This window comes from Verrucomicrobiota bacterium, from assembly GCA_027622555.1.
In the GTDB taxonomy this organism is placed as follows: Bacteria; Verrucomicrobiota; Verrucomicrobiia; order Opitutales; family UBA2995; genus UBA2995.
The window spans coordinates 84,291-100,366 of sequence record JAQBYJ010000005.1 but is presented as its reverse complement, the minus strand read 5'-3'; the positions used below and the strand labels follow the sequence as shown (position 1 = coordinate 100,366).

Here is a 16,076-nt window from a genome sequence, read left to right as displayed (position 1 = left end):
AACCGCTTCGATTCCTACTGGGACCAGAAAAACGCCGCATGAGGCATCTAAGGAAAAAATTTGTCCTGCACCCGTGCTCTAAAGTTGCGCAACTCTGCGGTTGCTTCCCGGTGGGGAACGACCTACATTGCCCCGTTTTTATCGCACCATGCTGTCCCTAATTTTCAAACGATTTGCTGATAGACCTTACAAAAAGTTTATCAAGCAGTCCCAGCCGACCATTGCTCGAATTAACGAATTGGAGCAACAATATCAGTCTTTGTCTGATGAACAATTGCGCTCACATACTCAGCAGTTTCGCGATCGCCTCGAGGCAGGAGAAACCTTGGAAGACATTCTACCAGAGGCATTTGCTACCGTAAAAAATGCGGCGCGACGCCTTTGTGGACAAACCCATGAGGTTAGTGGGCAAAAGCTCGATTGGAATATGGTCCACTACGATGTGCAATTAATTGGTGGATTGGCTCTGCATAGCGGAAAGATTGCCGAAATGGCTACTGGAGAAGGCAAGACGCTTGTTGCAACTTTACCTCTTTATCTCAATGCCCTTCCAGCACTTGGTTGTCATTGTGTTACCGTAAATGATTACCTTGCCCGGCGTGATAGTGAATGGATGGGCTATCTTTTTGAGTTTTTGGGGCTTACCGTTGGTGTTATTCAAAATAGCATGCCTCTGCCTCAGAAAAAGGAGATGTATAAAAGAGACATCACCTATGGTACCGCCTCAGAATTTGGGTTCGATTATCTCCGGGATAACGGTATGGCCATGGTCGCGGATGCTCAGGTGCAAAGTGAGCATTTCTTCTGTATTGTAGATGAAGTGGATTCGATCTTGGTCGATGAAGCTCGTACCCCCCTGATTATTTCGGGACCCGTACAGATAACAAGAGAGCTGCCATTTAATCAATTTAAACCTATCATTGAACGGCTGGTTCGGGAGCAAAGTCGCTTGTGCAACAATTTGGTCGCAGAAGCCAAGAAAGAGCTCGAAAAGGAAAAAATGGAAGACGAGTTTGCAACAAGCTTGTCCCTGCTTCAAGTCCGCTTCGGCATGCCCAAGAATAAGCCGCTCAATCGAATGATGGAAGAGGGGCCTGCCCGAAAGATGATCGAGAAGGCGGATCTGGAAATGCATAATGATTTTCGGAAGAAGGAACTTTTTGATCTCAAGGAAGAACTCTATTACGTAATCGATGAGAAACAGCATCAAGCTGACCTTACAGAAAAAGGTCGCCAACTCGTCAATCCGAACAATCCGGATGCATTTATGTTGCCTGATCTTCCCAGTATTTTCAGTGATTTGGATAAGGATGATGGAAAGGATGAGCGGGCCAAAGAAGAGTTAAAAGCCCAGCATCAGGAAGCCTTTGAAAAAGTAAGTGAAGAAATTCATACCATTAGCCAGTTGCTGCGTGCCTACTCGCTTTATGAAAAAGATGTAGAGTATGTGGTTCAGGATAATAAAGTTCAGATCGTCGACGAAAACACCGGTCGTTTGATGCCCGGTCGCCGTTGGAGTGAAGGTCTACACCAAGCGGTTGAAGCTAAGGAAGGCGTCACTATTGAAAAGGAAACCAAAACCTACGCAACGATCACCATTCAGAATTATTTCCGTCAATATGAGAAACTTTCCGGCATGACCGGGACTGCGGAAACCGAGGCGGCAGAATTTTTCGATATTTATAAGATGGATGTGATGGTGGTACCAACGCACCGACCAAACCAGCGTAACGATCACAATGACGTTATTTTCAAAACACGTCGCTCCAAATACAACGCTGCCTTAAAAGATTTAAAGGATGCTCACGATAAAGGCCAACCGGTTTTGATCGGAACAGCATCCGTTGAAGCCTCCGAGGTTATGAGTCGCATGATCAAGCGGCAGAATATCCCCCATACCGTGTTGAATGCTAAACAGCATGAGAGTGAAGCTGAAATTGTTGCGCGTGCTGGTCAACGTGGAGCGGTAACCATCGCAACCAATATGGCGGGTCGAGGTACGGATATTAAATTAGGTGAAGGCGTGGAAGGATTGGGAGGTCTCCTTGTGCTTGGCACAGAGAGACACGAATCGCGTCGAATTGATCGACAACTTCGTGGCCGTTGTGCCCGTCAGGGCGATAAAGGAGCTTCGAAGTTTTTCATTTCTCTTGAAGATAATTTGATGCGTTTATTTGCGCAGCCAGGACCCATTGCGAATATCATGGAGAAGTCCTTCAGCGAGGAGGATGAGCTAACCCATCCTCTCCTGAATCGCTCCATCGAAAGTGCCCAAAAGAAAGTCGAGCAGCAAAACTACGCCATTCGCAAACGTCTGCTTCAATACGATGATGTATTGAACCAACAGCGTGAAATAATTTACGGCCTGCGGAACGAGGCTTTGCATAATGAAACGCCGAAAGAGCTTATCTATGATATGATCAAAGATGAGTTGGAAGAGCGGTTGGATAACAAAGACCTTTTCAGCGAAGCCGGGAAACAAGGAGATCATGAAGATCGCCAGGGACTCCTTCGCTGGGTGAACACTCATTTCCCGATTGCCATGGCCGAGGACGCTGTCGATTGGACCAGTGCGGAAACTGCCCATGCTTCTATCTTTGCCAAAATCGAAGATGCCTACGATAAAAAGGAAAGGCTTCAGCAACCTGATGCATTCAAAAAACTGGAGCGCTGGATCGTTATTTCTGCTCTGGATCGGCATTGGCAGGATCATCTTACGGAGATGGATGACCTTCGTCGGAGTGTAGGCATTCGTGCATTGGGGCAAAAGGATCCTTTAAGTGAGTATAAGAATGAAGGGTTCAAATATTTCGAGCAAATGCTTGATAATATCCGCAAACAGATTGCTACGTCCCTCTTTCGTTCGGCAGTCATGCTTGAGAGAAACATCATCGATGCTTTACAGGATCGCATGAAAAAAGCGCAGGCGACCCAACCGACCCTTGGTCCCGCTCAGGCGTCAGCACCTTCTCAAGAGGCTCAACAACAAAACTTGCCGGCTCAGCTGCGAATGTCTGGTGGAGGACAACCGGGAATGAATCCCGCAGCCCGCTTGAAACCGGAACCCATTACACGGGACATGCCCAAAGTTGGTCGCAACGAGCCTTGTCCTTGTGGTAGCGGGAAAAAGTATAAGCAGTGCCACGGGAATTGAGGGGTTGAGTTATAGCCTTTATGGGCAGATAAGTTAACCCAAGCGTTTCAAACGCCTTCAAAGGTGAAAATGGTATCATATTTTTAAACAACGAGTTATGGATATTAATATTGATTTTCAATACCTCACAAAAAGTGAACTTACAAAAACGCACCTTCGAAGGCTAAATTTGCCATGCGCGAGGAACTGCGTTCCAGTCCACAACCCGCTTGGTCACGTAGTTTCGAGTGAAACGACACCAACAACCTACGCTCTCGCGCTTGCTTGTGAACTGCGCCTTCCGCCGTCGCCCAAGGGCTATGGCGTGACACGTGTTCCTCATCACATCTCAATTTTTTGAAACACTTGGGTTTATTGAGATGAGCGAAGAAATACCTCATAAAAAATCCTGGAAGCTTGTGTGGGCTGTGGGTGTTTTTGTGGCAACTTTCTGCGTTCATACCTTTGCATTCCCTCCATTTGATGTCCCGGAATTAGGGTATCTGCTCCCACTTCCTGCCGTCATGTGGCTTTTCTATGAGAGTCCTTCCCGGAAACAATTTCTCTGGTCTGTTGGGGGAGGGTTTTGGTTATCCTGGGTTGTTTTGATTGTTTGGTTACGGCATGTGACCTGGTTTGGATGGATCGGTCTTGCCACCATCCTTTCTTTGTTTCCTTGGGTCTGGGTCTGGGTAACCTATTGGATGGTGCCCAAATTTAAAGATCGGGATGTGCTAGTCCGATTTTTGGGAATTCTTAGTGTCTGTAGCGTGTGGACGCTACTTGAGTTTGTTCGGACATTTTTCCTGAGCGGGTTTCCTTGGTTACCTTTGGCAGCAAGCCAATGGCAAAGGCCCTTAATGCTTCAGGTCTCTTCATGGACGGGGTTCTACGGGGCATCTTTTTTGCTCATGATGGTGGGGATGGTGATCGCGTTTTATTTGCGTCATTTATTTCGCGGTCGGCAAAAAGGAATGGCCCGCTTTTGCCCGGAGTTTCTGATTGGAATTACCATCTGGATGTTCGCAACCTTTGGTCTGTTCCAGATAAAATTCGCCCACAATAAACGTGAACCTTTTTTCAAAGCGGCTCTGGTACAGCCCTATATTCCGCAAACTATGAAGTGGGATCATTCGAAATCTGGTGAGATCATGGCGGAGATAAAGCGGCAGGTTGTTTTTCAAAAAGCCATTGGCGCCGATATCGCCATATTTCCGGAAGCGGTCCTTCCGTACCCTCTAATTGGTGACAATGGAATGCGTAATTGGGCTGAAGAATTGACGCGGGAGTTTGGTGGTCCTGTAATGTTGGGTGCTTTGGCCGCTGAGGGAGCTACGCAAAGTGACGATCCTTGGTTCAATGGGTTGATGATAATTTATCCTGATACCGGGCTTGACCAAACTTATTACCAAAAACGTAAACGGGTACCCTTCGGTGAGTTTATTCCTTTCAGAAAGCTTCTCTTTTTTCTGGAGAAGTTTGTGCCAATCGGAAGTGATATATCGGGAGGAAAATCACCTGCACTTCTTCGACTGAATATGAAGGAAGGCACTATCCCTTTTGGAACTTTGATTTGTTACGAAGATATTTTTCCTGGGTTGGCAGTGGATTCCGTTAAGGCGGGAGCTCGATTACTTGTGGTTGTAACCAACGATGCCTGGTATGGAGAAGAAGGCGCCGCCTACCAGCACGCTGCGCACTCTGTTTTGCGGGCGGTCGAAACGAATCGTCCCGTTGTCCGGGTTGGCAATGGTGGATGGAGTGGATGGATCGACGAATATGGCAACATCCAGGATGTGTTGGAATCTGAGGAAGGGTCGGTATATTTCCGAGGTGGAGGTGTGGTCGAAGTCACCTATGATCCTCAGACTTACCGAAAGCTTTCTTTCTTTGTTCGTTATGGAAATTGGTTCATTGCCGTGTGCGTTGGATTGCTAATTGTTTTTCTTTTTCTGATACGCAGAGTTTCAGAAGCCATGTCCGAGGAGGAGGAGTGGCAAGAAGTTGAAAAAATGAAATACAATATCTCCCGTTAACCTCCCCGTCAGGTTGTCATCGGTGGGCGAATTGGGTTCCATTTAATTGGAAACTCATGTTGTTCTGTGGCCCAAGCGTCGAAAATTAACTTGATGACTATATGCTTTTGCGGGTACACTTTGGTTTGTTAGCTTGGGCTACGTGTAGTCAGGAATGATCTTTGCAATCTGCCCTTTGGCCTCGGCCGTACATAGTCAGTAATTTTATCTCTTTTTACATTATGTTCTTTTTTGTCTCTTTTTTTCGAACTTCCGGCTTACAGTTTTGTTTTTTGTGCCTGGGATTGTGTCTAGTTTCAGTTTCAAGCTTTGGGATCCCGAAATCGGGAATTATTTCTGCCGATGAAACCTAGTCTGGCTCGATTGAGGTAACCAATGCGATTACGGTCAATGAAGCCGTCACGCTTACGATTGAGGCTGGCACGATCATTAAATCAGGCATCTCTGGTTCGATTGTGATCGATGGAACTCTCTCTGCAGTGGGTACCTCTGGTAATCCCATTATCTTTACCTCCATCAAAGATGATTCTGTGGGAGGCGACACGAATGGAGATGGCAATACGACATCACCGCTTGCAGGAGATTGGCCGCGGATTGAAGCCACAAATGGGAACACGGCGAATATGATTCTCGAACACGTGATTCTACAATATTGCGGGCGATCCAGCTCAGGTGGAATTACCATACGGTCCGGTCAGGTTTCGATCAACGAAGTGACGATCAGGGATTGTTCGGTAAGCGGCGTTCACTATCTTTCCAGCGCATCGGAGAATTATTCGATAAACCAGTTAACCCTGGAACGTATCGGAAGCACCACTGCATTTATGGGATTAAAAGTAGAATCGACGACTGGAACATTTACTTGTACCGGCCTAAGTTCAACCGACATCGGTGGTGCACATGTGGAGTTGGTTAATGCAGTAGCAAACTGGTCGAGCACGGGCTCAACTTTTTCCGGTACGGGTCTGAAGACCATTAAAATTCGGAATGGGAATGTGAGTGATGCTATCGTTTGGGAAGACGACGTACCCTACTATATCGATTTAGCTTTTACAATTTTGCCAACCGGGTCGCTCACCATTGCTTCTGGTACGGTCGTTTTTGCTGGACCCAGCGGTAAGCTGAACAATCAGGGAAGGCTGACTGCCCAGGGGACTTCGGTGGACCCCATCATTTTCACTTCATTAAAAGATGATACCGTTGCCGGAGATATCAATGAAGACGCTGCCGCTACAACCCCGGCACCTCAAGACTGGCAAGGAATAGATATTTCCGCCAACACCGGAGTCGCTGTATTGGATTATTGTGAATTCCGGTACGCTGGTAGGTCCCAGAGTGTAACTATAAACTGTCGGGGTGGACTAACGACCCTGTCGAACAGTTCTATAAAAGACGGGAACGGCCGAGGGATCACGGTCGCTGGAGGCGATGCCATTCTCAACAACAATTCCATAGTGAATGTGAGTGGTTACGGAGCCTTTTTCTCGAACATAAACAATTTTGTAGTTTTCAAAAATACCTCGATCGACGGAGCCGGTGAAGGCCCCTACTATTTTAGACTGGAGGTGCAGATGGATGCTTCCGGTACCACCTCTGTGAATTCCGGGAAAAACAACGCCATCGTTGTGGACGGGACCACCATTCAAGAAGACCAGATCTGGCAGGAAGATCAGGTCTATTATTCCAACCTGGGCCTGACCTTGAATCAGGACACCACCTGGACCATCGCTGCTGGAACAAGAATTAAGATGGGCGCAAATCGCAGACTGAGCATCCGCGGAGAATTGGTCGCTTTAGGTACGGCAGAAGGTCCGATCCAGATCACGTCCATTTTGGATGACAGTATCGGTGGTGACACGAATGGTGATGGCGCGGGGACTACTCCCGGTCCAGGCAATTGGGATGGCATCATTTCGGAAGTGAACACAAGTACTGTGGATCTGAGATTCACTGAAATTCATTATGCTGGAAGAGGGACTACCAGTGCGGCCTTAATATTGGGCGGTCTGAGCTACGAAGTCCGAAACTCTTTGATTAAGAATAGTCAATCGAACGGAATAAACCTGACTTCAAGATTCTTTGGAATTGTCACCGGAACAACCATTCAGGATGTGGGTGGGATTGGGATTTTGGCCAACAATTCCAATTCCGAAGATTTGATTGATCTGACCAACAACATCGTTACCGGTTCAGCCTTGGCTCCTGTTCAATTTCCACTATTTTTTCAGGCCGACCTTACCGGCTCAACATTGTCCACAGCAACCGGAGCAAGTTTTGTAAACGTGGCTGGATCCCAAATTCAATCGGGTCAGGTTGTAACCTTACAGGCACACACCACCTACCTCTTTAAAGGCGGTGGAACCTTTCCAACCAACCTCTATGTTTTTCTAGGTGGAACTTTGATCATCGAAGAAGGTGCCATTCTGAAATTCGATAAGTTTGGAGGCCTACGAGTCGATGGCTCTTTGGAAATAAAAGGAACAGAAGCAAATCCAGTCATTTTAACATCCCTTATGGATGATAGCGCTGGTGGCGATACGAACGAGGATGGCGATGCCACGGCTCCTCAGCCAGGAGACTGGTTTAATTTTTGGTTCAGTGATGGTAATCCGGTGGACAGATCCGGATTGGCGGAGGGATTTGTGGAAAATGTGGAAGTTCGATATGCAGGTATCGAGAATCTTGGTTTCGCTACAGGTACGCCTGCAGTACTTCTTGATGGAGGAGAGGTCCACCTCTCCAATATTAAAGTAATGGATGTTGCGGATGTGGGATTGCGCGCACGTTTTCCTGAATTAAATGCTACTGTAAATGGTCTCACCATTCTCCGGTCTCCGATTGAAGCTATAAGTCTACAAGGCGGAACCATAGCGCTGGATAATGTATTCGTCGATGAAGTGGATGGTGAAGTTCTGTCGCTGGATCTTCCGAAACTTGTGTTTTCATTAAGCAACTTGATCGTCGGTAACGATGTTGGTCTTAACGCCACGGTGGTTACTCAAGGATTAGTGGAGTTCTCTACTATTCTGGGTCATACACCGCTTGTTATTTTGGAGAATAATTTAATACCTTCCAACTCAACTTTTGGTGCTAATATTCCTTCGGTTACAATCTTGCCTGGAACGGTTGTGAAGCTGGGCGATTTTTCGATCAGAGATGGTGCGAGAGGGATAATTAATCTGAGTGGAACTCCCGGAAATCCTATCATTCTAACGTCGATAAAGGATGATTCGATTCTTGGAGATAGTAATCGTGATGGGAATGCCACAACTCCAGCTCCTGGGGATTGGAGGAATATTTCGCTCTCAAATGAAGCCTCGCAGTTGGAAAATTGTGAGCTTCGGTATGCTGGTGGTTCTGCCTCGTCTCTTTTTATTGGCTCAAATCTTTCGAACACCAATTCCTACTCAATAAATGCATTAAAAATATCAGATACGCTCGGGAGTGCCATTCGGGTAAACCGGCTGGGGACCCTGGATATCTCCAATTGTGTGCTTTTTAATTACCAAACGGCTGGCATCCTCTTCGAAGGATTGGGCGGCACAAAGTTCATTGTAAGGAACAACACTTTTCACGGCGGGCTTAATGGAGTGCGTTTGGAGTCCGCCCAAAACATCCAGTTGGTAAACAATATCATCGCGGGAGCCTCCGAAGCCGGATTGTGGACCGACAACCTGAATCCGTCGGCTACGAGTTCTTACAATGTTTACTACAATCCCGGAGCAAGTGGGGGAGACATATTGGGAGTGAACGTTACCAATTGGATGCCGCTTGATGGTACGGGTGACGTGTTCGCGGATCCGCTGTTTGTAGATCCTGCGAATGGAAATTTTTATTTTGAAACCGGGTCGCCTGCCATCGATGCTGGTAATGGGGCGTTTGCCGATAGACTGGATGCTCGTGGATTGCCGCGTTTCGATGATACTGCGGTTGTTGATACGGGAGCACCGGCTCCCTCCTATACCGATATTGGTGCTTTGGAGCGATTAGGCGCTTCGGATCCGGCTTTGAATCCCGATCTGGAAGTGGATCCGGACTCGATCGTATTTATTACCACTGGCGGAAAATTCTTTTCGTTGAGTGAGCTCCTGGCAGATCATTCTTATGCACCCGGTCAACGCGTGGAAGTCCAATACTCAGTCACCAATACTGGCGCTTCTCCAGCCGTCGGAACTTGGGTGGATGCAGTGTTCTTTTCAAGGGATGCGAACTTCGATATCAACGATGTGTTTGGTGGTTTATCAACGAGACCAAAACCATTGGGAGCCGGCGAATCTTATACGCATTCTTTTGTGTTGAATCTCCCCAATCTGGTGGATGGCTCTTTTCGTGTGATCGTACGGACGGACCATCATTCGCAGCAACTCGAGTTTCAGGATTTCAATAATGCCTCCGCTTCGACTTCTTCCTTCGAGGTTTCTGTGCCAGCGCTTGGTCCTGTTGATAGCTCTTCGAACACTTTTCCTGCAGGGCAGTTAGGGTCACAGTTATTCCGCATCGATGCCTCGGAACACATTGGCTATGACTTGGGAATCACGGTAAGCACCGCTGGTCCGAATGCCCGCATAGGCCTTTTAACCCGACTGGACCAGGTTCCGACTGTGTTTGAAAACAACGGTAAGGATGATGCAACGGCAGGAAATGATGCGCGTATTCAGGTCCCAATAACAGGTAGCGGTATCTTCTATTTGCTAGTGACCGTAGATGATCCCGGTCCTGAACCAAACAATGTGGATGTCGATACTGAAATACTTGGATTCTCAATCATCGAAGTGCTCCCCAACAATGCCGGCAACGGAGGAAGGGTCACGTTGGTTGTGAAGGGAGCCGCCTTCCGGCGTGGAGACGTTGTGTCGCTCCGGCATGTTGATGGAGATCCGTTGATTGTGGCTCAGACAATGATATTCCGCAACTCGGCTTGTTTGACCGCTTCTTTTATTTTCCAGGGAGATAAGCTTGGAGATTATGACGTTATTGTGGCCCGGACAGACGAATCGGTGGTCAGAGTGGCAGGTTTCGAATTGAGAGCTGCGGTGCCAGGAGATGACGACGCAACTTTGACCGTGAGGTTTAACACGCCTGATACGGTACGGCTTAATCCACTCGTCGCCTTGCCCATTGAAGTATCCGTCACCAATTCGACCGGGCAGGATATGCCGGCGCTTGTGAATTTTTCCGGTTCACTTGGCGACCTCGCCCCCGGTGGTATGTATTCAACAAGTCCTGATAGCGTGGGAACCAGCAATCTCAATATCATTCCCATGTCTGAAACGGGAATGCCCGGTATGGTTGCTCCGGGCGAGACCGTGGTGACTATGGTTTATTATCAAGGCGTTGAGCGTGAAAGCATGGGCGAGATGATTCACCAGCAAGCCTCAGCAGTGCGGGTGGATAATACGCCTACTGAAGCCGAAGACGAAAATGAAGAATCGTTTCACCATTCAGAATATCGAGACAGGATTGGGAGCACGGTTGCACGAAATCACCAGGCTGCCAGTGAGGAAGCAGCGCGCTTGGCCAACCTGGGTATTGCGGAGACCAACCTGGCCTCTCTTCTCAACAATATTTATGAAAACATAACTGGGATTGGAACCAACAGACTGACCGGGAAGGTAAAGAATATTAATAATGTGCCACTCGCAAACACCTCAGTTACTATTGCAGACGACGATCCGAATGGCTGGATCTTTAAGGTAATTACCAATTCTATAGGAAATTTTACCGTACAAAATTTGCCAAGCGGATCTTATCATGTGCTGGCAGATGGTTACAGTTCGAGTCCCAACTCAGTCGTAGTCCATGGAGGTAAAGTATTTGGAGACAACGAATTCTGCCTTGAAGCGTTTAAGGCCGGCGAGGCGACTGATCCCGCTACACAGATTCGGCATTTATCACTTCTATATGTCGAAGGAGTTCCGCATCTGTTTTTTGTAAGAAGAGGATTTGTCATGCACACGAAATTTGTCGATGGCGCTTGGACGCTGGCTGACCGGATTTCCGGTGGGACCAACCCACTCCCGATTTATTCGCCGACCTTGGTTAATGGGGCTCCGGCCATGGCTGTATTTTTTGAGCAAAGTGCCCAGCGGTCCGATCCTGATATCGATGTACCGGTAAACTTGAATGATAACCGTATCATGGTTGTCATTGGGTTATTTGATGAGCAGGGCGCATGCATCTGGCACGAGCCGACAGAATATGCTGCTCACGATGATGTCGCATTCTCCAACAGTGCCGCGGCCCTAGCCGCCAATGGAAATCCGCTGGTTGCGTGGACGAGCAACAATCTCACCAATGAGGGTGAAGATTCTGACCTCTACTTCAATGACAGACCCCTGGTTCCCGGGGATATTGGACAGCCTTTGTTTCAACCATCCGATAATCCTGGCTTAACACTGGCCAAGTATACCTCCACTCTCAGTAACGATTTCATCCTGCCCGATTGGAATCCGGAATTGCTGGCGAACACAGAACTCTGTCGGGATTTTAAAGTAGTATTCGCGAGACAAAAGGAATTGGTTAAGTGGGATAGCAACGGTCAGCCAAGAATACTGAAGAATCTTTTTGGAGCTCATGGAGCTTCTGTATCTGCTTCGATAGCTGGGGAGGCCAATCTCCGGGAGGGGAAAGCTACCGGTACGGCTGCGATTGATTTATCTTTTTTCGCCGATGATAGAACTGGCGAAGGTATTTTCATAACAGGTGTTGGAGCTATCGCTGCCGATTGGAAACTGAACCGGCAACGTTGTGATTATGAATTCCAAAGCCTGGCTCTCGGATTGGGAATCAAGGCAAGGGCGCGAATTCCCTGGCCTCAGGCGAGCTTTGATTTGGGGCCTATTGCCAATGTATCGGTGGGCATACAAATTGATGGTGTGTTCGGTGGAGATGTATCGTGGGAAATGCCGCGGCTGTTTCCGACTAAAGGAAAGGTTCAACTTGAAACCGGGATCGGTGGTTATGCCGTTGGCAATGCGATCGGCGACACGGTCAGGGTGGCAGGATTCATAACTGGGAATTTGACTTTGAAGGCTGAAGGCAACGGGATCGAACTGGATGACATCTTTATCCGTGGGAGTATTGCTGGATCGATAGAAGGAACCGGTATCACCCGGGAAGCGACGTTCCAATTTTCTTTCCTTGATGATAGGGTAGTATCAAACCAGGGCCTGCAGGATGGAGGTGGAGGATTGGCACCACAGGCCTATCCCGGGATGCCTGCAGTATTGGAACTACAGGTGGATGGAAGTCTCGAGCGCAGCTTCATGACATCGTCGGGAGTTTTTGTGGAGGAAACGCTGTCTAAACAAGAGAAGCTTGGAAATACGAATACCTACATCATAGATGGTGTCAGTGAAGCTGTGCTACCTGATGTTGCCACGGATCTGGTCGATGAAAGTCGTCCGGCCTTGTACAAGACAGCAAGCGGCGGCGACGCAATGGTGTGGATACGAAGCAAATCAGCGGCTGCAACGGATCTCAATAATTCGATTAGGTATGCCGAGTATGACGGAAGTTCCTGGGCAACTGCCTTGCAGGTTCCCAATACTTCCGGATTGAATCGTGAAGTGCGGGCGATTCGCGATATGAATAACGATCTTCTATTTGTCTACGCTCATTCCGACACAACCGGGCTGACGACAGCTTCAAGTGTCGAAGACATTATGGCTGCTTACGAAGAAGCAAATATTTGTTTTGTCCGGAAAACAGATGCTGGATGGAGCCAACCACAAGTAATCTCTGAGCGTGCGGGGTTAGCCAACCAACTAAGATTGCATAGTTTGCCGGATGGGATGGTGTTTGTAAGCTGGTTGGAAAGTGGCATGGACGAAGCCAATCTGTATGTTCAAAAATGGGATGCTTCGAATGCTTTGTGGCTCCCAGCGTCCAAGCTCTCCGACGGGAAAGCCGTTTCGAATGCGGTGCTTGGGCAGATTGGCAGTGCTGTTACCGCTATATGGTCGGAGGAGGTAAATCTGGGAACGTCCACCAGCTTCAATGACATTGTTGAACGGATGGCATTTGCTACCCTCACAAACGGGAATTGGAGTTCTGCTTCGGAATTTATCATTCCATTCCAGGACCTGAGTTCAGCATCCGTTCCTGTTGAAAGTTTCTCATCGCAATTTCCTTTACCTTCCGGTGATGCCCAAAATCAAGCGGCCAGTGATTTTAGTCTTTTCAGTATTAATGACCTGGTGCTTGTGCCAGTTGGTTGCTGTAACGAACCAATTGAAGATGTACCGCCTATTGTTCTCCGGGAACAATTTATCCCTGATGAGCGCAAATGGCCGACTGGAGTTGGATCCTGGGATCCTAACGACAAATTCGGACTGAACGGGCATGGGCCCGAAGGGTGGATTGGCGGAGACAGACTCATCCCCTATACCATCCTTTTTGAAAATGATCCGGAAGAAGGTGCCACTGCCGCAGCACTGCGGGTGACTATCACCGATACTTTGGATTCAGACTATGATTTTGACAGTTTTGTGTTCAAAAGTTTTGGCTGGGCTGATCTCAGTCGGGAAATTCCGAAAAATACTCAAAACTTTGAAATCGATGTAGCCTCCAATAATGCTGATGAATCGCCATTGACGGTCCGGGTAAAAGGAACTTTTGATCGAAATTCAGGCGCGATCACGATCGTGTTCGACTCCCTGGATCCCCTCACCGGGATTACTCCATTTGGAGCGTTTGATGGGTTCCTTCAGGTGGAAGATGAAACGGGAATCGGCCAGGGCTTTGTCCGTTACGACGTTAAGCAGAAACCGAATTTGCCGCAAGGCACAGAGTTTGAAAATCAGGCGTTGATTATTTTCGATCTCAACGACCCCATCGAAACGCCGACGGTTCTTCACACGATAGATCTAGAAAGACCAATCAGTTCGGCCAGTAGTCCTGCTGTTTCAGATTCGGCATCCTTCTCTGTTGCTTTGAACGGATCCGATCCGGGGGGATCAGGCGTGGCTTATTACACGGTCTATCAATCCGTAGATGGTAGTCCATTCTTCCTCTGGCTTGGTGCATCTGAGGATCCCAATCCCACCTTCACCGGTACTTCCGGAAGAACTTATTCTTTTTATTCTTTGGCAACGGATTGGGCTGGATTGGTTGAAGACAAAGACCCTCTGGTTGAAACCACTACCGTAATCGCCGACTCCGGCATTCGCGTGGAATCAATGGTTCGGATTGATGAAACAAGGGTTAGAATTATTCTGGCGGTTCCTCCAGGGCTCGGTGCAGAAATTCGAGCAGAAACGACTGACCTTATTGATCCGTTTATGTGGAAGGATGTTTCTGAAATAACCGTAACCGATCTTGGAGATAACCGTTTTGAAATCATTGCTCCCTACACGGAAGATTCACGGACGTTCTTCCGGCTGATTGCCGGGGACGGACTATAGGTGGTATTAAAAAGGACGCCCTGAAAAGAGCGTCCTTTTTTAAAGAGGGATTCCGATAGAAAGGATTGCGGTCTGACAGCTAATCCTTAAATTGTGCGACCAGGTCCGTGATGGTTGCTTTGGCATCACCGTAAAGCATGCGGGTGTTCTCCCGAAAGAATAATTGATTTACAAGTCCGGAAAACCCTGCGCCTTGACCACGCTTCAAAACGAAGACGGTTTTTGCTTCAAACACGTTAATAATGGGCATGCCATAAATCGGGCTGGAAGGATCATCACCGGCTGCCGGGTTCACTACGTCGTTGGCCCCGATGACGATGGCAACATCGACTGTGGACATGATAGGATTCACATCCTCCATTTCGGATAGTTGTTCGTAGGGAACATCTGCTTCTGCCAGTAGGACGTTCATATGTCCAGGCATACGGCCTGCGACGGGGTGAATGGCATATCGAACTTCAGCTCCATTTTCTTCTAAAATCTCACCAAGTTCTTTGACCGCGTGTTGGGCTTGTGCGACCGCCATGCCGTAACCAGGTACGAACACAACGCTACTGGCAGCTTCGAGAACAAAGTAAGCATCTTGCCCACTAATGGCTTTCATTTCACCTTCCTGTTTCCCGCCTGCCTTTTCTGCGGTTGCTCCGAAACCACTGAAAAGCACATTGGGCAAAGTTCGGTTCATCGCCTTACACATAATGATGGTCAGAATGAGCCCGCTAGCTCCAACGAGACAGCCTGCTACAATAAGCACGTTGTTCTGAATGACAAATCCGGCTGCACATGCGGCAAGTCCCGAGCAACTATTCAATAAGGAAATAACCACTGGCATATCTCCGCCTCCAATTGGCATCACTCCAAATATTCCCAGGAGTAGGGAGAGAACCATAAAGACCAGGAAATATATAAATGCGACCTCTGCGTTGGGAGCGGAGGCGAACAGGACGCCACTCACCAACATTCCGAGGGAGATCAACGAATTGAAGGCTTTCTGCCCAGCGAAGATTTTGGCTTGGCCACTAATCTTGCCCGATAGTTTTCCCCAAGCGTAAACACTGCCGGTGAAAGTGACTCCACCAATAATAACCGCCAGAAAAATGGCGGATGCAGTAAAGTTGTCTATGGAACCTACTGAGAGATTAACATTTTCTCCAGCTTTGGCATCGATCACTTTCTGGATTTCTGCCCAACCCACCAACAAACTGGCGAGTCCACCAAAACCGTTAAACAGCGCGACCAGTTCCGGCATGGATGTCATCTGAACCCGCTTGGCCGCAACGAAACCAATGAGGGTCCCCATTCCGATACCTGCGACTATCCAGACCCAACTTTCGAACACTTGATTGTCGATCAGGGTTACGACCACCGCGATTAACATACCGACTGAGGAAACCCGGTTCCCTTTGCGAGCGGTACCTGCGGAGCCAAGCATTTTGATGCCATAAATGAACAGAATGGCTGAAACGATGTAGAAGAAATTAATGAGTATGGAGGTATCCATGA

4 protein-coding genes are annotated in these 16,076 nt (G+C 48.1%); 3 read left to right on the top strand and 1 reads right to left on the bottom strand.

Annotated features, from left to right (window positions below; genetic code table 11):
* Positions 1–148 precede the first annotated feature (148 nt).
* From secA to O3C43_02675, 3 genes are all read left to right on the top strand, one after another.
* Positions 149–3,154, top strand: a complete 3,006-nt coding sequence (secA, locus tag O3C43_02685; protein ID MDA1065390.1) for a preprotein translocase subunit SecA — start codon at positions 149–151, stop codon at positions 3,152–3,154.
* Between the two features lie 359 nt (positions 3,155–3,513).
* Positions 3,514–5,169, top strand: a complete 1,656-nt coding sequence (lnt, locus tag O3C43_02680) for an apolipoprotein N-acyltransferase (GenBank protein MDA1065389.1) — start codon at positions 3,514–3,516, stop codon at positions 5,167–5,169.
* Between the two features lie 455 nt (positions 5,170–5,624).
* On the top strand, positions 5,625–14,573 hold the full coding sequence (locus O3C43_02675; protein MDA1065388.1) for a right-handed parallel beta-helix repeat-containing protein: 8,949 nt from the start codon (positions 5,625–5,627) through the stop codon (positions 14,571–14,573).
* 79 nt (positions 14,574–14,652) lie between these two features.
* Here O3C43_02675 and O3C43_02670 read toward each other — a convergent pair whose 3' ends face one another.
* A complete protein-coding gene (locus O3C43_02670; GenBank protein MDA1065387.1) occupies positions 14,653–16,074 on the bottom strand; it encodes an NAD(P)(+) transhydrogenase (Re/Si-specific) subunit beta in 1,422 nt (473 codons plus the stop codon).
* Positions 16,075–16,076: the final 2 nt, after the last annotated feature.